This is a genomic window from Type-A symbiont of Plautia stali (genome assembly GCF_059731155.1).
This window is the reverse complement of the sequence record NZ_AP035891.1, coordinates 2,469,285-2,492,273: the sequence shown is the minus strand read 5'-3', so window position 1 is coordinate 2,492,273 and position 22,989 is coordinate 2,469,285. Positions and strand designations below refer to the sequence as shown.

At 53.9% G+C, this 22,989-nt stretch carries 13 protein-coding genes, 4 tRNA genes, 2 rRNA genes and 1 pseudogene; 2 read left to right on the top strand and 18 right to left on the bottom strand.

Annotation, left to right across the window (positions count from 1 at the left end):
• Positions 1-126: 126 nt before the first annotated feature.
• Positions 127-1,582, bottom strand: a pseudogene (locus tag AC6I8M_RS13270) (aminotransferase-like domain-containing protein).
• Between the two features lie 175 nt (positions 1,583-1,757).
• Here AC6I8M_RS13270 and AC6I8M_RS13265 point away from each other — a divergent pair.
• A complete protein-coding gene (locus AC6I8M_RS13265; protein WP_010616901.1) occupies positions 1,758-1,928 on the top strand; it encodes a DUF1127 domain-containing protein in 171 nt (56 codons plus the stop codon).
• Between the two features lie 66 nt (positions 1,929-1,994).
• Here the strand turns inward: AC6I8M_RS13265 and rpoC are convergent, their stop codons facing one another.
• From rpoC to AC6I8M_RS13200, 13 genes are all read right to left on the bottom strand, one after another.
• Complete coding sequence (gene rpoC / locus AC6I8M_RS13260; RefSeq protein WP_010616902.1) at positions 1,995-6,218, bottom strand: DNA-directed RNA polymerase subunit beta'; 4,224 nt, start codon at positions 6,216-6,218, stop codon at positions 1,995-1,997.
• A 72-nt stretch (positions 6,219-6,290) separates the two neighbouring features.
• Positions 6,291-10,319 (bottom strand): DNA-directed RNA polymerase subunit beta, encoded by a 4,029-nt coding sequence (rpoB, locus tag AC6I8M_RS13255; protein WP_010616903.1) that lies wholly within the window; start codon positions 10,317-10,319, stop codon positions 6,291-6,293.
• 326 nt (positions 10,320-10,645) lie between these two features.
• Entirely contained in the window at positions 10,646-11,014 is a 369-nt protein-coding gene (gene rplL, locus AC6I8M_RS13250) for a 50S ribosomal protein L7/L12 (protein ID WP_010616904.1), read from the bottom strand.
• Positions 11,015-11,080: 66 nt separating this feature from the next.
• The gene (rplJ, locus tag AC6I8M_RS13245; RefSeq protein WP_010616905.1) at positions 11,081-11,578 is read right to left on the bottom strand and encodes a 50S ribosomal protein L10; all 498 of its coding nucleotides are present in this window, start codon (positions 11,576-11,578) and stop codon (positions 11,081-11,083) included.
• Positions 11,579-11,925: 347 nt separating this feature from the next.
• Positions 11,926-12,630, bottom strand: a complete 705-nt coding sequence (gene rplA / locus AC6I8M_RS13240) for a 50S ribosomal protein L1 (protein ID WP_010616906.1) — start codon at positions 12,628-12,630, stop codon at positions 11,926-11,928.
• 3 nt (positions 12,631-12,633) lie between these two features.
• Complete coding sequence (gene rplK / locus AC6I8M_RS13235) at positions 12,634-13,062, bottom strand: 50S ribosomal protein L11 (RefSeq protein WP_010616907.1); 429 nt, start codon at positions 13,060-13,062, stop codon at positions 12,634-12,636.
• A gap of 145 nt (positions 13,063-13,207) precedes the next feature.
• A complete protein-coding gene (gene nusG / locus AC6I8M_RS13230; RefSeq protein ID WP_010616908.1) occupies positions 13,208-13,753 on the bottom strand; it encodes a transcription termination/antitermination protein NusG in 546 nt (181 codons plus the stop codon).
• A 1-nt stretch (position 13,754) separates the two neighbouring features.
• Positions 13,755-14,138: a preprotein translocase subunit SecE gene (gene secE / locus AC6I8M_RS13225; RefSeq protein ID WP_010616909.1), complete on the bottom strand. Its 384-nt coding sequence runs from the start codon at positions 14,136-14,138 to the stop codon at positions 13,755-13,757.
• A 227-nt stretch (positions 14,139-14,365) separates the two neighbouring features.
• Positions 14,366-15,550, bottom strand: a complete 1,185-nt coding sequence (gene tuf / locus AC6I8M_RS13220) for an elongation factor Tu (RefSeq protein ID WP_022547082.1) — start codon at positions 15,548-15,550, stop codon at positions 14,366-14,368.
• 106 nt (positions 15,551-15,656) lie between these two features.
• Positions 15,657-15,732: transfer RNA gene (locus AC6I8M_RS13215), tRNA-Thr, on the bottom strand.
• Between the two features lie 5 nt (positions 15,733-15,737).
• Positions 15,738-15,812, bottom strand: a tRNA-Gly gene (locus tag AC6I8M_RS13210).
• A gap of 189 nt (positions 15,813-16,001) precedes the next feature.
• Positions 16,002-16,086 (bottom strand) — tRNA-Tyr (locus AC6I8M_RS13205).
• A gap of 2 nt (positions 16,087-16,088) precedes the next feature.
• Positions 16,089-16,164 (bottom strand) — tRNA-Thr (locus AC6I8M_RS13200).
• Between the two features lie 396 nt (positions 16,165-16,560).
• Between AC6I8M_RS13200 and coaA the strand changes: the two genes are divergently transcribed.
• Positions 16,561-17,511, top strand: coding sequence for a type I pantothenate kinase (coaA, locus tag AC6I8M_RS13195; protein ID WP_041387009.1), 951 nt, complete (start codon positions 16,561-16,563; stop codon positions 17,509-17,511).
• Between the two features lie 54 nt (positions 17,512-17,565).
• Here the strand turns inward: coaA and birA are convergent, their stop codons facing one another.
• From birA to AC6I8M_RS13175, 4 genes are all read right to left on the bottom strand, one after another.
• The gene (gene birA / locus AC6I8M_RS13190; protein WP_022547085.1) at positions 17,566-18,528 is read right to left on the bottom strand and encodes a bifunctional biotin--[acetyl-CoA-carboxylase] ligase/biotin operon repressor BirA; all 963 of its coding nucleotides are present in this window, start codon (positions 18,526-18,528) and stop codon (positions 17,566-17,568) included.
• Positions 18,525-19,562 carry a UDP-N-acetylmuramate dehydrogenase gene (gene murB / locus AC6I8M_RS13185; RefSeq protein ID WP_022547086.1) on the bottom strand — a complete coding sequence of 346 codons (1,038 nt, stop codon included), beginning with the start codon at positions 19,560-19,562 and terminating at the stop codon, positions 18,525-18,527. Before murB ends, birA begins: the two co-directional genes overlap by 4 nt.
• Before the next feature lie 150 nt (positions 19,563-19,712).
• Positions 19,713-19,828: ribosomal RNA gene (gene rrf, locus AC6I8M_RS13180) — 5S ribosomal RNA — on the bottom strand.
• A gap of 138 nt (positions 19,829-19,966) precedes the next feature.
• Positions 19,967-22,872 (bottom strand): 23S ribosomal RNA (locus AC6I8M_RS13175).
• Positions 22,873-22,989: the final 117 nt, after the last annotated feature.

The window sequence follows — 22,989 nt, the reverse complement described above, 5'->3', positions numbered from 1 at the left end:
ACGGCGCGCAAACGGCAGCAGTCAGGGCTGGCACGACCGGGGACAATCGCTAAAGTGAGCCTGCCCGCTGTCGCTTGCAGCGGGCCAGGGCTGGCTTCCCCGACTCTCTGCCCTGCCTTTCCACCGTTATTCTGTCAGGGAGATGATATGGCGCGTTTCCGCACTGCAGGCCTGCATGGCACGCTCCACGGCTGCGCCGAGGCTGGCAATCGCCTGCTCGGTTTGCTCATTCATTGGCAGACCATAATTGAGGCGCAGGCAGTTGCGATATTTACCCGCCGCCGAAAACAGCGAACCGACGGCTACTTGGATTTTCAGCTCCCGCAGCTCCGCATTCAGCCGCACCGCATCGAAGGCTTCCGGCAGCTCAATCCACATAAGGAAACTGCCCTGCGGCCGCGAGACGCAAATGCCGCAGGGAAAATAGTGGCGCACCCAGCAGCTAAACGTCTCATAGTTACGCTGATACACTTGGCGCATGCGGCGCAAATGCGGCAGGTAATGACCCTGACGAATAAACTCCGCGACCGCATACTGCGGCTGCGTTGCCGTCGAACCGGTGCCAATATATTTCATGTGCAGGACGCGATCGCGATAGCGTCCCGGCGCGACCCAGCCCACGCGCAAGCCGGGCGCCAGGGTTTTGGAAAACGAACTGCACAGCAGCACGCGGCCATCCATATCCAGCGATTTGATCGTGATCGGACGCGGATACTCCCACGCCAGCTCGCCGTAAACATCATCTTCAATGATCGCCGCGTCAAAGCGCTGCGCCAGCGTCAACAGCGCGCGCTTACGCGCTTCCGGCATGATAAATCCGAGCGGGTTATTGCAGTTGGGTACCACTACCACCGCTTTGATTGGCCACTGCTCAAACGCCAGCTCCAGCGCCTCAATGCTGATCCCGCTGACCGCATCGGTAGGGATTTCAATGGCGCGGATGCCCAGACCGCGCAGCGTCTGCATGGTGCCGTGAAAAGCCGGCGACTCGACCGCAATGATATCGCCTAGCTCACACACGGCGCGAATCGACACCGACAGCGCTTCATGGCAACCGGTGGTGATGACAATATCTTCCGCCGTCAGCTGACAGCCGCTGTCAATCGTCAGCCGTGCAATCTGCTCGCGCAGCGCTGCCACGCCGAGCAGGCTGTCGTAGTTGAGCTGCTCAATGTCCTGCTTCTGCGCCATGCGGCCCATGATTTTCCACAGCGGTTTAAGCGTCGGCTGGGTCAGGTCCGGCATGCCGCTGCCCAGCTGCAGCACGTCGCCATTAATGCGGCTGCTCAGCAGCTCCAGCACCGATTCCCACTGGGTGATCTCAACCGGACGCTGTACAGGGCGGGTCATCGCGGGCACCGGCGGCGTGGCTTTACGGGGTAACGACAAAATAGCCGGAACGCGGCTGCGGCAAGATAAGCTGCTTCTCTTCCAGCAGATGATAAGCCTGCTGCACGGTGCTGATGCTGACGCCGTGCTCAATGCTGAGCGTACGCACCGAGGGCAAGCGTTCGCCGCTGCGATACAGCCCTTGCTCAATACGGTCTGAAAGCAGACAGGCCAGATGTTGATAGCGCGTCATTGTGTGCCTCGCTGCGTTAACGGTGATAAAAAATCAGTACAGATGACGCCTATTTCTACCATTCAGATCGGTACGGGCGCAATCTGTATGTTAAATATAAGTGATTTTTGAATCTGTATTGAATTCGCCATCAGAGGGAAAATGTTGTTCAGACATCATACTGAGGGCTGGGATTATGGAATTCGATCAGAACCGGGCGGCAAAACCGTTCAGCGTGACCTTACTCGATATCTTTCGTGGCGGTGTGCGCGCAATAAAACGCTGGCAGGCCAGACGTGAAACGCGGGAGATTCTTTCGCACCTGAGTGACATCGGGCTGACGCGTCAGGATATCAATCAGAAATAACGCGGATTTCAGACGAAAAAAAACCCTGCCTCGGCAGGGTTTTTACATGGTCAGCAGAGCTGACGATTATTCGTCGTCGCTACCGCCCAGACCGGCGTTCAGCAGCTCAGCCAGGCTGGCAGAGGCTTCATCCGCAGTCACCTGCGGTGCAACCGGTGCTTCACCTGCCTGACGGCGACGCATACGATCCTGGTGGTAAGCATAACCGGTACCGGCCGGGATCAGACGACCCACGATAACGTTCTCTTTCAGGCCGCGCAGTTCGTCGCGCTTGCCTGCTACCGCTGCTTCGGTCAGGACACGGGTGGTCTCCTGGAACGATGCCGCAGAGATGAACGATTCGGTTGCCAGCGAAGCTTTGGTGATACCCAGCAGGTCACGCATGTACGTCGCGCCGATTTTGCCGTTCGCTTCCAGATCGCGGTTGGAGATCTTGATACGAGAGACTTCCGCCTGCTCGCCTTCCAGGAACTCCGAACTACCCGCGTTCGTGATGGTCGCTTTACGCAACATCTGACGCACGATGACTTCGATGTGCTTATCGTTAATCTTAACGCCCTGCAGGCGGTAAACTTCCTGCACTTCGTTAGTGATGTAACGGGTCACAGCATGGACGCCACGCAGACGCAGGATGTCGTGCGGAGACTCTGGGCCGTCGGATACGACGTCACCACGTTCTACACGTTCACCTTCGAATACGTTGAGCTGACGCCATTTCGGAATCATCTCTTCATACGGATCGCTACCGTCAACCGGGGTGATCACCAGACGATGCTTGCCTTTGGTCTCTTTACCGAAGGAGATGATACCGCTGATCTCCGCCAGGATAGCTGGCTCTTTCGGACGACGCGCTTCGAACAGGTCGGCAACGCGTGGCAGACCACCGGTGATGTCCTTGGTACCGCCAGATTCCTGCAGAACACGCGCCAAGGTATCACCCGAGCTGATCTTCACGCCATCTTCCAGCTGCACAATCGCTTTACCTGGCAGGAAGTACTGTGCCGGCATGTCGGTGCCCGGGATCAGTACGTCGTTGCCGTTGGCATCAACGATTTTCAGTGCCGGACGCAGGTCTTTACCACCCGCAGTACGCTCTGCAGAATCCAGTACCACCAGCGATGACAGACCGGTCAGGTCGTCAGTCTGACGGGTAATGGTCTGACCGTCGATCATGTCGGTGAAGCGGATGAAACCGCCCACTTCGGTGATAACCGGCATGGTGTGTGGATCCCAGTTTGCAACGGTTTCGCCCGCGGCAACCTGCTCGCCATCACCTTTCGCCATGACCGCACCGTAAGGCACTTTATAGCTCTCTTTGGTACGACCGAACTCGTCGATCATCTTCAGCTCAACGTTACGCGAGACGATAACCAGCTTCCCGGAGGAGTTGGTTACTGACTTGGCGTTGGTCAGCTTGATAGTACCTTTGTTCTTCACCTGAATGCTGGATTCAGCTGCCGCACGCGATGCCGCACCACCGATGTGGAAGGTACGCATGGTCAGCTGGGTGCCTGGCTCACCGATGGACTGTGCTGCGATAACGCCGATGGCCTCACCTTTGTTGATGATGTGACCACGTGCCAAATCGCGACCGTAGCAGTGTGCACACACACCGAAGTCGGTTTCACAGCTCACCACGGAACGCACTTTAATCGCATCCACGGAGTTCAGTTCAACCACGTCACACCAGTGCTCATCGATCAGGGTGTTACGCGGGATCAGGATGCCCGCAGTGCCCGGCTTCAGCACGTCTTCTGCCGTCACACGACCCAGTACACGCTCACGCAGCGGCTCTTTAACGTCGCCACCTTCGATGACCGGCGTCATCATGATGCCTTCGAATGTGCCACAGTCATCTTCGGTAACCACCAGGTCCTGCGCCACGTCAACCAGACGACGGGTCAGGTAACCGGAGTTCGCCGTTTTCAGTGCGGTATCGGCCAGACCTTTACGCGCACCGTGGGTCGAGATGAAGTACTGGAGTACGTTCAGACCTTCACGGAAGTTCGCGGTGATCGGCGTCTCGATGATGGAGCCATCTGGCTTCGCCATCAGACCACGCATACCTGCCAGCTGACGAATCTGTGCCGCAGAACCACGCGCACCGGAGTCGGCCATCATGTAAATGCTGTTGAACGAAACCTGCTGCTCTTCTTCGCCGTGACGGTTGATCACGGTTTCGGTCTGCAGGTTATCCATCATCGCTTTGGATACGCGTTCGTTAGCCCCAGCCCAGATATCGATGACTTTGTTGTAACGTTCACCCGCGGTAACCAGACCAGACTGGAACTGCTCCTGAATCTCGGCCACTTCCGCTTCTGCTTCCGCAATGATTTCTGCTTTCTTGGCAGGAATCACCATGTCGTCGATACCGACTGAGGCACCTGAACGGGCTGCATAGGCAAAGCCGGTGTACATGGTCTGGTCAGCAAAGATAACGGTCGGCTTCAGGCCCAGGATGCGGTAACAGGTGTTCAGCATCTTGGAGATCGCTTTCTTACCCAGCGCTTGGTTGACGATGGAGTAAGGCAGACCTTTCGGTACGATCATCCACAGAATCGCACGACCAATGGTGGTGTCGATCAGGTTGGTTTTCGCAACGAGCTCTTCCTGCTCATTTTTGCTGTACTCAGTGATACGCACTTTAACGCGTGCATGCAGCTCGGCCTGGCCAGCGCGGTAAACACGCTCAGCTTCTTTCGGGCCGGTCAGCACCATGCCTTCGCCTTTGGCGTTCACTTTGTCACGGGTCATGTAGTACAGACCCAGAACAACGTCCTGTGAAGGAACGATGATTGGCTCGCCGTTCGCTGGAGACAGAATGTTGTTGGTAGACATCATCAGCGCACGCGCTTCCAGCTGGGCTTCCAGCGTCAGCGGTACGTGAACAGCCATCTGGTCACCATCGAAGTCGGCGTTATAGGCCGCACACACCAGCGGGTGCAGCTGGATCGCTTTACCTTCGATCAGTACCGGTTCAAACGCCTGGATACCCAGACGGTGCAGGGTTGGTGCACGGTTCAGCAGTGCCGGGTGTTCGCGAATCACTTCATCCAAGATATCCCAGACGACCGCTTCTTCGCGCTCAACCATTTTCTTGGCCGCTTTAATGGTGGTCGCGAGGCCACGCAGTTCCAGCTTGCCGTAGATGAACGGTTTGAACAGCTCCAGTGCCATTTTCTTCGGCAGACCGCACTGATGCAGACGCAGGTATGGACCTACGGTGATAACCGAACGACCGGAGTAGTCAACACGTTTACCCAGCAGGTTCTGACGGAAACGACCCTGCTTACCTTTGATCATGTCGGCCAAAGATTTCAGAGGACGTTTGTTAGAGCCGGTGATGGCACGACCGCGACGGCCGTTATCCAGCAGGGCATCTACCGCTTCCTGCAGCATACGTTTTTCGTTACGTACGATGATATCTGGCGCAGCCAGATCCAGCAGACGCTTCAGACGGTTGTTACGGTTGATAACGCGACGATACAGATCGTTCAGATCCGACGTAGCGAAACGACCGCCGTCCAGCGGTACCAGCGGACGCAGATCTGGCGGCAGCACCGGCAGAACGGTCAGGATCATCCACTCTGGCTTGTTGCCAGACTGCACGAACGCTTCCAGCAGCTTGATACGCTTGGTCAGCTTTTTACGTTTGGTCTCGGAGTTGGTTTCGTTCAGCTCTTCACGCAGCTGCTCGCACTCCTGCTCCAGATCCATATTTTTCAGCAGCGCCTGGATAGCTTCCGCACCCATCTTCGCGTCGAATTCGTCACCGAACTCTTCCAGCGCGTCAAGGTACTGCTCTTCGGTCAGAATCTGACGTTTTTCCAGGTTGGTCATGCCGCCTTCGACCACAACATAAGATTCGAAGTACAGCACGCGCTCGATGTCACGCAGCGGCATATCCAGCAGCAAACCGATGCGGGACGGCAGTGATTTCAGGAACCAGATATGCGCGGTCGGCGAAGCCAGCTCGATGTGGCCCATACGCTCACGACGCACTTTGGTCTGCGTGACTTCAACGCCACACTTCTCACAGATCACGCCACGGTGTTTCAGACGCTTGTACTTACCGCACAGGCATTCGTAATCTTTTACCGGTCCGAAAATACGGGCACAGAAAAGACCGTCACGCTCCGGCTTGAAGGTACGGTAGTTAATGGTTTCCGGCTTTTTAACTTCACCGAAAGACCAGGAACGGATCATGTCTGGCGAGGCCAGCGCAATTTTGATCGCATCAAACTCTTCGGTTTTAGTTTGCGCTTTCAGAAACTTAAGTAAGTCTTTCACGGATTAGCTCCCGTCGGAGTGGAACTCTCAGGGACGCGCCTGGCGCGTCCCATAACCAGTACTTGCGAGTGCTTACTCGTCTTCCAGCTCGATGTTGATACCCAGCGAGCGAATCTCTTTCAACAGTACGTTGAAGGATTCCGGCATGCCCGGTTCCATCTGATGGTTGCCGTCAACGATGTTTTTATACATCTTGGTACGGCCGTTGACGTCATCAGACTTAACGGTAAGCATTTCCTGCAGGGTATACGCGGCACCGTATGCTTCCAGTGCCCACACTTCCATCTCACCGAAGCGCTGACCACCGAACTGCGCCTTACCACCCAGCGGCTGCTGAGTAACCAGGCTGTAAGAGCCGGTAGAACGGGCGTGCATCTTGTCGTCGACCAGGTGGTTCAGTTTCAGCATGTACATGTAACCTACGGTTACCTGACGCTCAAACTGCTCACCGGTACGGCCGTCGAACAGGGTGATCTGACCGGAAGAAGGCAGACCGCCGAGCTGCAGCAGCTCTTTGATTTCGCTCTCTTTCGCACCGTCGAACACTGGCGTCGCGATTGGCATACCTTTTTTCAGGTTCTCTGCCAGACGCAGCACTTCGTCGTCCGAGAAGGTGTTCAGGTCAACTGTCTGACGCACATCGGTGCCCAGATCGTAAGCACGCTGGATGAACTCACGCAGTTTGGCGACTTCTTCCTGCTTCTTCAGCATCGCATTGATCTTCTCACCAATGCCTTTCGCCGCCATACCCAGGTGGGTTTCCAGAATCTGACCGATGTTCATACGCGATGGTACGCCCAGCGGGTTCAGTACGATGTCGACCGGCGTACCGTTCTCATCGTATGGCATGTCTTCGATTGGGTTGATCTTCGAGATAACACCTTTGTTACCGTGACGACCCGCCATTTTGTCACCAGGCTGAATCTGACGCTTAACGGCCAGATACACCTTGACGATTTTCAGCACGCCCGGTGCCAGATCGTCGCCCTGGGTGATCTTACGACGCTTCGCTTCGAGTTTCTTCTCAAACTCGTGCTTCAGCTCGTCATACTGCTCAGCCAGCTGCTCCAGCGCGTTTTGCTTCTCTTCGTCGGTCAGACCGAGTTGCAGCCAGCGCTCACGTGGCAGCTTGTCCAGTTTCTCCGCTTCCACGCCACCTGAAATCAGGACGGCCTGGATACGGCTGAACAGGCCCGCTTCGAGGATCTGCAGTTCTTCAGACAGGTCTTTTTTCGCCTGCTTCAGCTGCATCTCTTCGATTTCCAGCGCGCGCTTGTCTTTTTCCACGCCATCGCGGGTGAAGACCTGTACGTCGATAACCGTACCGGAAACGCCGTTCGGCACGCGCAGTGACGAGTCTTTCACGTCAGAGGCTTTTTCACCGAAGATCGCACGCAGCAGTTTCTCTTCTGGCGTCAGCTGGGTTTCACCTTTCGGCGTGACCTTGCCCACCAGAATGTCGCCACCGGTCACTTCCGCACCGATATACACGATGCCGGATTCATCCAGTTTGGAGAGCGCAGCTTCACCCACGTTCGGGATGTCAGCGGTGATCTCTTCCGGCCCCAGTTTAGTGTCACGCGACACGCAAGCCAGTTCCTGAATGTGGATGGTGGTGAAACGGTCTTCCTGCACTACACGCTCAGAAACGAGGATGGAGTCTTCGAAGTTGTAACCGTTCCATGGCATGAACGCCACGCGCATGTTCTGACCCAGCGCCAGCTCACCGAGGTCGGTAGACGGGCCGTCAGCCAGCACGTCGCCACGCTCGATAGGTTCACCCAGAGAAACACACGGCATCTGGTTGATGCAGGTGTTCTGGTTAGAACGGGTGTACTTGGTCAGGTTATAGATGTCGATACCTGCTTCGCCCGGATACATCTCGTCTTCGTTAACTTTGATAACGATACGTGACGCATCGACGTACTGCACGGTACCACCACGTTTCGCGACGGCAGTTACACCGGAGTCGACCGCAACAGCACGTTCCATACCGGTACCAACCAGCGGCTTGTCAGCACGCAGGGTAGGTACAGCCTGACGTTGCATGTTCGCACCCATCAGGGCGCGGTTAGCATCATCGTGCTCTAGGAACGGGATCAGTGACGCACCGACAGAAACCACCTGCTGGGTGGAAACGTCCATGTAGTCAACCTGATCGCGGCTGAACAGGCTCGATTCACCTTTGCTACGGCAGGTGACGAGATCGTCAACAAAGCTGCCGTCATCTGCGAGGTTGGTGTTCGCCTGAGCGATAACGTAGTTACCCTCTTCGATTGCAGAGAGGTAATGAATTTCATCACTCACTTTACCGTCAACCACGCGGCGGTACGGCGTTTCGAGGAAGCCGTATTCGTTAGTCTGCGCGTAAACAGAGAGTGAGTTGATCAGACCGATGTTCGGACCTTCCGGGGTTTCGATTGGACATACGCGACCGTAGTGAGTCGGGTGTACGTCACGCACTTCGAAGCTGGCGCGTTCACGGGTCAGACCGCCTGGGCCCAGAGCAGAGATACGACGTTTGTGCGTAATCTCAGACAGCGGGTTGTTCTGGTCCATAAACTGAGACAGCTGGCTGGAACCAAAGAACTCTTTCACCGCGGCCGAAATTGGCTTGGCGTTGATCATGTCCTGTGGCATCAGCGTGTCGAGGTCGCCCAGAGACAGACGCTCTTTCACGGCACGCTCTACACGCACCAAGCCAACGCGGAACTGGTTTTCCGCCATTTCGCCGACGGAACGGATACGCCGGTTGCCGAGGTGGTCGATATCATCCACTTCGCCAATACCGTTACGGATACCGATGAGCTTCTTCATCACTTCGATGATGTCGTCTTTGCTCAGGATACCGGAACCTTCGATCTCGTCACGCAGCAGAGAACGGTTGAACTTCATGCGGCCAACGGCCGACAGATCGTAACGTTCTTCGGAGAAGAACAGGTTCTCAAACAGGTTTTCTGCGGCTTCACGCGTTGGCGGCTCGCCAGGACGCATCATGCGGTAGATCTCAACCAGCGCGCTCAGGCGATCGTTGGTTGGGTCAACGCGCAGCGTCTCAGAAATGTACGAGCCGTGATCCAGGTCGTTGGTGAACAGGGTTTCGATGCGCTTGTGACCGGACTGGCTCAGTTTAGCCAGCAGATCCAGTGACAGCTCCATGTTCGCAGGCACGATCAGCTCACCGGTGTTCAGATCGATGTAATCTTTCGCGACCACTTTGCCCGCGATGTACTCGACCGGCACTTCGATGTGCTGAATGTTGTCTTTTTCCAGCTGACGGATGTGGCGCGCAGTAATGCGACGACCTTTCTCAACGTAGACCGTGCCGTTGGCTTCGATGTCGAAGGAGGCGGTTTCACCACGCAGGCGCTCAGGCACCAGTTCCATCTGCAGCTTGTTGTCGCGGATTTCAAAGACCACTTTTTCGAAGAACAGATCGAGAATCTGCTCAGTGGTGTAATCCAGCGCGCGCAGGATGATACTGGCCGGCAGCTTACGACGACGGTCAATACGGACGAACAGGTTGTCTTTCGGGTCAAACTCGAAGTCGAGCCATGAACCGCGGTAAGGGATAATACGTGCGTTATACAGCACTTTACCGGAAGAGTGCGTTTTACCCTTATCGCTGTCAAAGAATACGCCAGGACTACGATGCAGCTGAGAAACGATAACACGCTCAGTACCGTTGATGACAAAGGTACCGTTGTCGGTCATGAGCGGAATTTCGCCCATGTACACTTCTTGTTCTTTGATGTCTTTTACGGTGCCTTCCGGCGCTTCGCGCACGTAGATCACCAGACGCAGTTTAACGCGCAGCGGTGCGGAGTACGTCACGCCACGGATCTGACATTCTGTCACGTCAAACACCGGCTCACCCAGACGGTAGCTGACATACTGCAACTCAGAGTTGCCGCTGTAGCTCGCGATTGGGAACACGGAACGGAAGGCTGCTTCCAGACCGTACTGGCCTTCTGGATCTTGCTCGATAAACTTCTGGAACGAGTCAAGCTGGATAGAAAGGAGATAAGGCACATCCAGTACTTGTGGACGTTTACCAAAATCCTTACGAATACGTTTTTTCTCGGTATAGGAGTAAACCATAGGGTTCCTCAGCTAGCTGACAAGTCGACCCACGCTGTCCGTCCTGAAGGGACAGTTCATGCAACACTATTTTGTTTTTCATGCGATGCGCGGCACCCCATGCAATACATCTTTCTATCACTCTTAAATCATTTCATCGCCGTTGCGCAGGCAGGGAACCCTCACAGGAAAGCGGTATATTAAGTCGTCGATAGAAAAAGATATTGAAGAGGAACAATGGACAAACAGTGCGAAACGCCATCGTTCCCCTGTAGCGCAAAAAGGCTGGTGACCAAAAAGTCACCAGCCATCAGTCTGTTTACGCAGACTGCAACCCGAGGGTTGTCTTACTTAACTTCAACTTCAGCGCCAGCTTCTTTCAGAGTAGCTTCAAGTGCAGCTGCGTCCTCTTTGCTGATGCCTTCTTTGATTGCAGCTGGAGCAGCTTCAACCAGGTCTTTAGCTTCTTTCAGACCCAGACCAGTTGCGCCACGAACGGCTTTGATTACAGCAACTTTGTTCGCGCCAGCAGCTTTCAGGATAACGTCGAATTCAGTTTTCTCTTCAACAGCTTCAGCCGGGCCAGCAGCAACAGCTACAGCAGCAGCAGCAGCAGAAACGCCGAATTTTTCTTCCATAGCAGAAACCAGCTCAACTACTTCCATTACGGACATAGCTGCAACGGCTTCCAGGATTTGATCTTTAGTGATAGACATGACAATTGTTCCTAAGAATCAGTAAAAGTTTATACGTTAGCAAGTACGAAGAAAAAGAATCTGGCCTTAAGCCGCTTCTTTCGCGTCGCGAACAGCAGCCAGAGTGCGGACCAGCTTGCCAGCAGCAGCTTCTTTCATGGTCGACATCAGACGTGCCAGTGCTTCTTCGTAAGTCGGCAGCGTTGCCAGACGGTCAATTTGTGCCGCCGGGATCAGCTCACCTTCAAAGGCTGCAGCTTTGACCTCAAAGTTTGCATTCGCTTTCGCGAACTCTTTGAACAGACGAGCAGCAGCGCCCGGGTATTCCATAGAGTATGCAATCAGGGTCGGACCAACAAACGTGTCTTTCAGGCACTCGAATGGAGTACCTTCAACGACGCGGCGCAGCAGGGTGTTACGAACAACACGCATGTAGACGCCAGCTTCACGACCTGCTTTACGCAGTTCAGTCATTTTATCAACGGTAACGCCACGGGAATCCGCAACAACCGCTGAAAGCGCGCCTTTGGCTACTTCGCTAACTTCAGCAACAATTGCTTGTTTGCCTTGAAGATTTAATGCCATTAGCTTTGCTCCTAGATTTGACCGGGAAAATTTTCCGGAACTCACTTCACTTACACACCCGAAGGCCGTAAGCGCGTTACACGGTGAGCAGAATCCAGTGAAGAAAAAATTCTTTTTGGTTCTGTCACCGTCTACGCAGGATATTAAGCATCACTTCCGAAGAGGTTCTGCTCCTGCGGTCTTAGACGGAGGCTAGGATCAGGCCTGGCTCCAACCTTAGTCGCTGAATGACAAGGTGTTTAGACCTGTGCACTCCGCGACTATGAATTTGGGTTCTGGATTGACGGATCAACCAGAACAACGGGCGTAAGATTCTAGATAAATTTTTCGCCCGTTACAAGCAGCAATTAGTTTGCTGCTGCGTTCAGACCAGCTTGGTCAACGGTAACGCCGGCGCCCATGGTGGTAGAGATGCTGACTTTCTTGATGTACACGCCTTTCGCCTGAGCAGGTTTGGCTTTTTTCAGCGCAACCAGCAGAGATTCCAGGTTTTCTTTCAGTTTGTCAGCATCGAAGTCTACTTTACCGATGGTGGTGTGGATGATGCCGTTTTTGTCGTTACGGTAACGAACCTGACCCGCTTTAGCGTTTTTCACAGCTTCAGCAACGTTAGGGGTTACGGTACCGACTTTCGGGTTTGGCATCAGACCACGTGGGCCCAGAACCTGGCCCAGCTGGCCAACAACGCGCATTGCATCCGGAGAGGCAATAACAACGTCAAAGTTCATTTCGCCTTTCTTGATCTGATCAGCCAGATCTTCCATACCTACCAGCTCAGCGCCAGCTGCTTTAGCAGCTTCAGCGTTTGCGTCCTGGGTAAAGACGGCAACACGTACTGAACGACCAGTACCGTGTGGCAGAACGGTCGCGCCGCGCACGTTCTGGTCAGATTTACGTGCATCAATGCCGAGGTTAATAGCAACGTCCACGCTCTCTACGAATTTAGCGGTAGCCAGTTCTTTCAGCAGAGCAACAGCTTCGTTGATGTCATACTGTTTAGTCGCATCAACTTTGTCACGGATCACGCGCATGCGCTTGGTCAGCTTAGCCATTTCTTAGTCCTCCACTACCAAGCCCATGGAACGAGCAGTACCTTCGATAGAGCGAGTCATCGCTTCTACGTCAGCACCAGTCATGTCCGCAGCTTTGGTTTCTGCGATTTCACGTACCTGAGCACGAGTTACTTTACCGACTTTATCTTTGTTCGGCTTACCAGAACCAGACTTGATGCTTGCTGCTTTTTTCAGCAGAACGGCAGCCGGAGGCGTTTTGGTAACGAAGGTGAAAGAACGGTCGCTGTATACGGTGATAACAACTGGCGTCGGCAGACCCTTTTCCAATGATTCTGTTTTGGCGTTGAACGCTTTACAGAATTCCATGATGTTAACACCCTGCTGACCCAGAGCCGGACCAACCGGTGGGCTCGGGTTAGCCATACCAGCTGCAACCTGCAGCTTGACGTAGGCTTGTACTTTCTTGGCCATGATATTTCCTCTATTGGGTATAGCGCCTGGCGAACAGGCTCCCCGTGATAACGATTTACACGCTGTTGCCAGCGCAAAAACAAAAGGCGCGAAATTATAGGTAAATTTCGCGCCTTCCGCAAGAGCTAAAAAGTGAACAAAAGGCTTAGCCTTTCTCCACCTGAGCAAAGTCGAGTTCTACCGGCGTTGCACGGCCGAAGATAGAAACAGAAACCTTCAGGCGGCTCTTCTCGTAATCCACTTCTTCGACCACACCGTTGAAGTCGGCAAACGGGCCGTCGTTGACACGCACCATCTCGCCTGGCTCGAACAGCGTTTTCGGACGCGGCTTATCACCCACCTGCTGCAGGCGGTTCATGATCGCATCCACTTCTTTATCACTGATCGGTGCCGGACGGTCAGAGGTACCACCAATGAAGCCCATTACACGCGGTACACTGCGCACTAAGTGCCAGCTGGCGTCATTCATCACCATCTGGACCAGTACGTAACCAGGGAAGAATTTGCGTTCGCTTTTGCGACGCTGGCCGCCACGGATTTCCACGACTTCTTCAGTCGGCACCATGACTTCGCCAAACAGTTCTTCCATGTTGTGCAGTTTGATATGCTCTTGCAGCGACTTGGCTACGCGGGCTTCAAAACCGGAAAACGCCTGAACGACGTACCAGCGTTTTTTTGGAGCTTCAGACATCTCAGAACCTCAGGCCAGTGATAAACGATACCAGACGGACCAGGATACCATCCAGCCCCCACAAAATCAGTGACATCACGGCAGTGACCGCGGCAACGATTAACGTGGTGTGCAATGTTTCCTGGCAAGTTGGCCAGATGACCTTACGCATTTCGGTTCTTGCTTCACGTACAAAAGCCACGGTTGCTTTGCCTTTGGTAGTCAGCAACGCAATGCCGCCCGCCGCAGCGATCAACACCACGACAGCCAGCGCGCGTAAAGGCAGTGTCACATCGCGATACAGGTAGTTACCGACGATTGCTACCAGCAGCAATGCGATCACAACTACCCACTTTACCGCTTCTAGGCCGCGCCCGCTCCCTTGAGCTTCGGTATTCGCACTCATAAACCAACCTGCCACAATAATTCAGAAACTATTCTGCCCCGCAGAGCGAGGCATCCAAACCGAATGCGCTTTTGGGCATAACTCGGTATCCAGCGCCGTAATACAGAGCCTGTCTCAGCAATGATTATGATCGAAAATCACTGATGAGCCAAGTTCTGGTTAACAGCGTACAAAAAGGGCATCAAATGATGCCCTTTCCGTGTGCATTGCGTCAAATATTATCGCTATTACGCGATAACTTTAGCAACAACGCCCGCGCCAACGGTACGGCCGCCTTCGCGGATAGCGAAGCGCAGACCTTCGTCCATTGCGATTGGATGGATCAGGGTAACAACCATTTTGATGTTGTCGCCTGGCATTACCATCTCAACGCCCTCTGGCAGCTCTACTGAACCGGTTACGTCAGTGGTACGGAAGTAGAACTGTGGACGGTAGCCTTTGAAGAACGGAGTATGACGGCCGCCTTCGTCTTTAGACAGAACGTAAACTTCTGACTCGAACTGGGTGTGTGGCTTGATAGTACCTGGCTTAGCCAGAACCTGACCACGCTGGATCTCTTCACGCTTGATACCGCGAAGCAGAACACCACAGTTCTCGCCTGCCTGACCCTGGTCCAGCAGTTTGCGGAACATTTCAACACCGGTACAGGTAGACTTGGCAGTCGCTTTGATACCCACGATTTCTACTTCGTCGCCCACTTTCACGATGCCGCGCTCAACACGACCGGTAACAACGGTACCACGGCCAGAGATTGAGAATACGTCTTCGATTGGCAACAGGAACGGCAGGTCGATAGCACGTACTGGATCCGGGATGTAGTTATCCAAGTGCTCAGCCAGCTCAACGATTTTCGCTTCCCACTCAGCGTCGCCTTCCAGCGCTTTCAGTGCAGAACCACGTACGATTGGGGTATCGTCGCCAGGGAAGTCGTAAGCAGACAGCAGGTCACGCACTTCCATCTCAACCAGTTCCAGCAGCTCTTCGTCATCAACCATGTCGCACTTGTTCAGGAACACGATGATGTAAGGAACGCCAACCTGACGACCCAGCAGGATGTGCTCACGGGTCTGAGGCATTGGGCCATCAGTCGCCGCAACAACCAAGATCGCGCCGTCCATCTGCGCAGCACCGGTGATCATGTTTTTCACATAGTCGGCGTGGCCTGGGCAGTCAACGTGTGCGTAGTGACGGGTCGGGGTTTCATATTCAACGTGAGAGGTGTTGATGGTGATACCACGAGCCTTCTCTTCTGGCGCGTTATCGATCTGATCGAATGCACGCGCCTGGCCGCCGTAGGTTTTAGCCAGAACGGTGGTGATTGCAGCAGTCAGAGTGGTTTTACCGTGGTCGACGTGACCGATGGTGCCCACGTTTACGTGCAGTTTGTTACGTTGAAATTGCTCTTTAGCCATCGCTTGTCCCTCTAAGACACGGATATATCAAAGATATCGTCACATTAACTAGGCAAAACCTGATGTTAGTTTTACAGAGAGAGAATCAGGAGAGAGATAAAGGAAGTGGTGCTGATACCCAGAGTCGAACTGGGGACCTCACCCTTACCAAGGGTGCGCTCTACCAACTGAGCCATATCAGCACATCTGGAGCGGGCAGCGGGAATCGAACCCGCATCATCAGCTTGGAAGGCTGAGGTAATAGCCATTATACGATGCCCGCATCCTGGAACTTGGCTACCTGTTCTTTCTGTAGCTTATGAATAATAAAAGAAGACCTTCTATTATTCGAGCCAGTCAGAGTTTCTGACTGACGGTGATCACGCTACTGCGCAATCTGAATTCGAAGGTGAGAGAGTTGAACTCACCCATCAGATAAGCCTTTATCTGACGCTCAACCGAGAGGTTGAGATGGTGGTGGGAGAAGGATTCGAACCTTCGAAGTCTGTGACGGCAGATTTACAGTCTGCTCCCTTTGGCCGCTCGGGAATCCCACCGATGGTGCCGGCTACCGGAATCGAACTGGTGACCTACTGATTACAAGTCAGTTGCTCTACCAACTGAGCTAAGCCGGCATCAAGTGACGCGCATTCTAGGAAGACCGGGTTCAGGATGCAACAAAAAAATTGCTAAATTTGCACTACCGCTTACTATTTGTGCAAATCCTCGCAAAACGCCCCGCCAGCGCAGCAAAAAGCAGCAAACATGGTGTGTTTTTCCGCCAGCCCACGGCCTGATTATTCTTTAATACCGCATCAGCCTAATGCTATGATCATAAAAATGCGGGCCTGCTTACGAAAGCGTGCTCAGGTTTATCATTTTGCTTCTTTTTAAAGTCACACTGGTGTTACCCTCCTGCCCATTGTTCTCGTTAAATTACCCCTGTGACGTGCAACTGAGTTCGGCACATCGCTGTATGCCTGTTGCTGCAAGGTGTTGATGAGCCAGAATTTGCGGCCAGATGCATGCTTATGAGTAAAAAAACGACGCCACTGACGACGCCCTACCTGCAGTTTGATCGCCAGCAATGGGCTGCGCTGCGAGATTCCGTACCGATGACGCTGGCCGCCAGCGAAATTGAACGGCTGCGCGGTATTAATGAAGATCTTTCGCTGGAAGAAGTTGCCGAGATCTACCTGCCGCTATCACGTCTGCTGAACTTCTATATCAGCTCGAATCTGCGCCGTCAGGCGGTGCTGGAGCAGTTCCTCGGCACCAATGGCCAGAAGATCCCTTACATTATCAGTATTGCCGGCAGTGTCGCCGTCGGTAAAAGCACCACCGCGCGCGTGTTACAGGCGCTGCTTAGCCGCTGGCCCGAGCACCGCAAGGTGGAACTCATCACCACCGATGGCTTTTTGCACCCTAATGCGGTGCTGAAAGAGCGCGGCCTGATGAAAAAGAAAGGCTTCCCGCAGTCGTATGATATGCATCGACTGGTGAAGTTCGTATCGGATTTGAAATCGGGCGCCAGTCAGGTCACCGCACCGGTGTATTCACACCTGATTTACGATGTCATCCCGGATGGCGATAAGGTGGTGCAGCAGCCAGACATCCTGATTCTGGAAGGGCTGAACGTCCTGCAGAGCGGTATGGATTATCCGCACGATCCGCATCATGTATTTGTCTCAGATTTCGTCGACTTTTCAATATATGTCGATGCGCCAGAAAACTTATTAGAGCGCTGGTACGTTAATCGCTTTCTTAAATTCCGCGAAGGGGCATTTAGCGACCCGGACTCTTATTTCCACCACTATTCTCAGCTGCCCGAAGAGGAAGCAGAGAATATTGCACGCGGGTTATGGAAAGAGATTAACTCGCTGAATTTAAAAGAAAACATCTTACCCACGCGTGAGCGGGCCAGCTTGATCATGACGAAGTCTGCTGACCATGCCGTGCAAAGCGTGCGGTTGCGAAAATAGTATTTATAAACGCCCTGCTTTATCAGGGCGTTTAATGCGTCATTGTTTACCGTGTTAATTAGCTGGGCGTAATGAGATCTCGCCACCGACCCAGGATTTAATCTCACCATCCTGTTCCAGCAATAAACCGCCCTGCTTATCAATCCCGCGCGCAATGCCATGCGCTTCACGATCGCCAATCAGCAGTTTTACCGGACGATGGATAAAGTTATCCAGCGCTTCCCAGCGGCCGACAAACGGCGCCAGACCATCCCGTTCAAACAACGGTAAAGCTTCACGCAGACGGTTTATCAACCTAGCGGCGAGTTCGTTACGATTGATCTCGATGCCCGCTTCCTGCAGATTGATCCAACCCTGATTGATTTCCGCCGTGCCTTCGCTCCGCATCACCAGGTTGATCCCCGCGCCCATGACAATTTGCGCCGCATCGCCGGTTTTACCTGTGAGCTCAACCAGAATACCCGCCAGCTTACGATCCTGCAGATAGAGGTCATTTGGCCACTTAACGCGAACGTCTGCCGCGCCCAGCGACTGGATAACCTCTGCCATCACGATACCAATCACCAGACTCAGGCCCATTGCCGCAGCTGGCCCCTGCTCCAGTCGCCAGTACATGGACATGTAGAGATTGGCCCCAAACGGCGAGAACCATTTACGTCCGCGCCGGCCGCGCCCGGCCTGTTGATATTCCGCGATAGACGCATAGCCGGAGTTCAGTTGGTCCATGCGATCGAGTAAATACTGATTCGTTGAGTCAATAACCGGAATCACCGCCAGATCCGCCTGATGCAGATGCGCCAGTATCGCCTCTTCATTCAGCAGCTGAATGGGCGCTGGCAGGCTGTAACCTTTCCCTGTCACGGTGTAAACATCCAGGCCCCAGCTTTTCAGCGTCTGAATATGTTTATTCACGGCAGCGCGGCTCATACCGAGCGCTTCACCCAGCTGTTCGCCAGAGTGGAATTCGCCATCGGCCAGCAGGGCGACCAGTTTTAATGGAACGCTATGATCTTTCATGAAATCACCTCGACGGCGTTACGCTCGCCCTGCGCGCCAATAAAGCGCACCTCTGGCTCCAGCCACACGGCAAATATTTTCCCCACCTCCTGACGCACATGATGGGCCAGGGCGACAATATCCTGCGGTGTGGCATTCTCTTCATTGATCAGTACCAGTGCCTGCTGACGGTGCACCGCCGCGCCACCGAGACGATAGCCTTTCAATGCACACTGATCGATCAACCAACCCGCGGCCAGCTTGACCTCACCATTCTGCTGTGGATAGTGCGGCATAGCAGGATAGTGCGTGAGCAATGCCTCTGCCTGCTGAATGGAAATCAGGGGGTTTTTAAAGAAACTGCCCACGTTGCCTGTTACGCGCGGATCGGGCAGCTTACTTTGCCGCATGTGGCACACCGCATTGAATACGTCCCACGCGCATACTGTGGCGGGATTGAGCTTCGCCAGATCGCCATAGCTCAGCACCGGTTTCCACTGCTTGGCCAGACGCAGCCCGACGGCCACAATCACATAGTCGTGCTTCATCGCGTGTTTGAAGATGCTGTCGCGATAGCCAAACTGGCACTCATCACGGTGCAGACGCGTGACTTTGCTATCCGGCAGGAGTAAAACCTCGACGTACTGGCAAATATCTTTAAATTCAACACCGTAAGCGCCAATGTTCTGGATGGGTGCCGATCCCGTCACGCCTGGAATCAGCGCCAGATTTTCCAGCCCGGTGAGGCCTTTCTTTAGAGTGTGCTCAACCAACTGATGCCAGTTTTCGCCAGCACCAACGTGCAGATGCCAGGCTTCGTCGTGCTCTTCCAGGGTGATGCCTTTAATCGCGTTAATCACCACGCAGCCGGCAAAATCCCCGAGGAACAGGACGTTACTGCCCTCGCCAAGCACCATAAACGGCTGATTATTTTGCTGGCTGGCGTGCCAGGCTGAGGAAATGGCTTCTGCGCTATCCGCAACAACAAGCTTTTCAGCCGCGATTGCAAGACCCAGTGTGTTGAACGCTTTCAGGGAAGTCTGAGGGCTGGACATGTTACGGCCTTTACTGATTAATCTGGCCGTAGTTTACCCGATTACACGGTTTTACAGTGGGGAGTTTTCGCGTTTTTAGCGGGAAATTTGCTGAAGTACAGACGTAAAAAAGCCCCGAACGAAGGTTCGGGGCTTCTTTACTTGTTTGATGCCTGGCAGTTCCCTACTCTCGCATGGGGAGGCCCCACACTACCATCGGCGCTACGGCGTTTCACTTCTGAGTTCGGCATGGGGTCAGGTGGGACCACCGCGCTGTTGCCGCCAGGCAAATTCTGGTGCTCGAAACGAATATTTTTCACTGATGCTGCGTTGCCTCAGCGCAAAATCTTTCGTTTCCGCTAATTTTATCCGTCACAAACTGAAAATTCTTTCTGTCTCTCAGCTTAAAACGCCTCTGGCGTTGTAAGGTTAAGCCTCACGGGTCATTAGTACCGGTTAGCTCAACGCATCGCTGCGCTTACACACCCGGCCTATCAACGTCGTCGTCTTCAACGTCCCTTCAGGACCCTCAAGGGGTCAGGGAGAACTCATCTCGGGGCAAGTTTCGTGCTTAGATGCTTTCAGCACTTATCTCTTCCGCACTTAGCTACCGGGCAGTGCCATTGGCATGACAACCCGAACACCAGCGGTGCGTTCACTCCGGTCCTCTCGTACTAGGAGCAACCCCCCTCAATTCTCCAGCGCCCACGGCAGATAGGGACCGAACTGTCTCACGACGTTCTAAACCCAGCTCGCGTACCACTTTAAACGGCGAACAGCCGTACCCTTGGGACCTACTTCAGCCCCAGGATGTGATGAGCCGACATCGAGGTGCCAAACACCGCCGTCGATATGAACTCTTGGGCGGTATCAGCCTGTTATCCCCGGAGTACCTTTTATCCGTTGAGCGATGGCCCTTCCATTCAGAACCACCGGATCACTATGACCTGCTTTCGCACCTGCTCGAGCCGTCACTCTCGCAGTCAAGCTGGCTTATGCCATTGCACTAACCTCCTGATGTCCGACCAGGATTAGCCAACCTTCGTGCTCCTCCGTTACGCTTTGGGAGGAGACCGCCCCAGTCAAACTACCCACCAGACACTGTCCGCAGCCCGGATTACGGGCCTACGTTAGAACATCAAACATTAAAGGGTGGTATTTCAAGGTTGGCTCCACGCAGACTGGCGTCCGCGCTTCAAAGCCTCCCACCTATCCTACACATCAAGGCTCAATGTTCAGTGTCAAGCTATAGTAAAGGTTCACGGGGTCTTTCCGTCTTGCCGCGGGTACACTGCATCTTCACAGCGATTTCAATTTCACTGAGTCTCGGGTGGAGACAGCCTGGCCATCATTACGCCATTCGTGCAGGTCGGAACTTACCCGACAAGGAATTTCGCTACCTTAGGACCGTTATAGTTACGGCCGCCGTTTACCGGGGCTTCGATCAAGAGCTTCTCCTTGCGGATAACCCCATCAATTAACCTTCCGGCACCGGGCAGGCGTCACACCGTATACGTCCACTTTCGTGTTTGCACAGTGCTGTGTTTTTAATAAACAGTTGCAGCCAGCTGGTATCTTCGACTGGCCTCGGCTCCGGGAGCAAGTCCCTTCACCTACGCGCCAGCGTGCCTTCTCCCGAAGTTACGGCACCATTTTGCCTAGTTCCTTCACCCGAGTTCTCTCAAGCGCCTTGGTATTCTCTACCTGACCACCTGTGTCGGTTTGGGGTACGATTTCGTGTTACCTGGAGCTTAGAGGCTTTTCCTGGAAGCAGGGCATCAGTTACTTCACCGCCGTAGCGGCTTGTCGTCACGCCTCAGTGTTAAAGAAGACCGGATTTGCCTGGTCTTCACACCTGCCCGCTTAAACCGGGACAACCGTCGCCCGGATAACCTAGCCTTCTCCGTCCCCCCTTCGCAGTAACACCAAGTACAGGAATATTAACCTGTTTCCCATCAACTACGCTTTTCAGCCTCGCCTTAGGGGTCGACTCACCCTGCCCCGATTAACGTTGGACAGGAACCCTTGGTCTTCCGGCGAGCGGGCTTTTCACCCGCTTTATCGTTACTTATGTCAGCATTCGCACTTCTGATACCTCCAGCGTGCCTCACAGCACACCTTCAGCGGCTTACAGAACGCTCCCCTACCCAACAACGCATAAGCGTCGCTGCCGCAGCTTCGGTGCATGGTTTAGCCCCGTTACATCTTCCGCGCAGGCCGACTCGACCAGTGAGCTATTACGCTTTCTTTAAATGATGGCTGCTTCTAAGCCAACATCCTGGCTGTCTTTGCCTTCCCACATCGTTTCCCACTTAACCATGACTTTGGGACCTTAGCTGGCGGTCTGGGTTGTTTCCCTCTTCACGACGGACGTTAGCACCCGCCGTGTGTCTCCCGTGATAACATTCTCCGGTATTCGCAGTTTGCATCGGCTTGGTAAGCCGGGATGGCCCCCTAGCCGAAACAGTGCTCTACCCCCGGAGATGAGTTCACGAGGCGCTACCTAAATAGCTTTCGGGGAGAACCAGCTATCTCCCGGTTTGATTGGCCTTTCACCCCCAGCCACAAGTCATCCGCTAATTTTTCAACATTAGTCGGTTCGGTCCTCCAGTTAGTGTTACCCAACCTTCAACCTGCCCATGGCTAGATCACCGGGTTTCGGGTCTATACCCTGCAACTTAACGCCCAATTAAGACTCGGTTTCCCTTCGGCTCCCCTATGCGGTTAACCTTGCTACAGAATATAAGTCGCTGACCCATTATACAAAAGGTACGCAGTCACCTAACAAGTAGGCTTCCACTGCTTGTACGTACACGGTTTCAGGTTCTGTTTCACTCCCCTCGCCGGGGTTCTTTTCGCCTTTCCCTCACGGTACTTGTTCACTATCGGTCAGTCAGGAGTATTTAGCCTTGGAGGATGGTCCCCCCATGTTCAGACAGGATACCACGTGTCCCGCCCTACTCGTCGGACTCACAACTTATGCATCTTCGTGTACGGGGCTGTCACCCGGTATCGCGCGACTTTCCAGACGCTTCCACTGATGCACAAGCTGATTCAGGTCCTGGGCTGCTCCCCGTTCGCTCGCCGCTACTGGGGGAATCTCGGTTGATTTTTTTTCCTCGGGGTACTTAGATGTTTCAGTTCCCCCGGTTCGCCTCGTTAACCTATGTATTCAGTTAACGATAATGCACAAGTGCATTGGGTTTCCCCATTCGGACATCGACGGCTGTAGCGGTTCATAATCACCTTACCGTCGCTTTTCGCAGATTAGCACGTCCTTCATCGCCTCTGACTGCCAGGGCATCCACCGTGTACGCTTAGTCGCTTAACCTCACAACCCACAGGCGTTTATCTGTCTGCCATAACGGCATCACAGTTGCTTGTAAGCTGTAAGCTTTTGAGAGACTCGAACGCATCGCCACTTCATTCTTATTACGGAGAATGAACG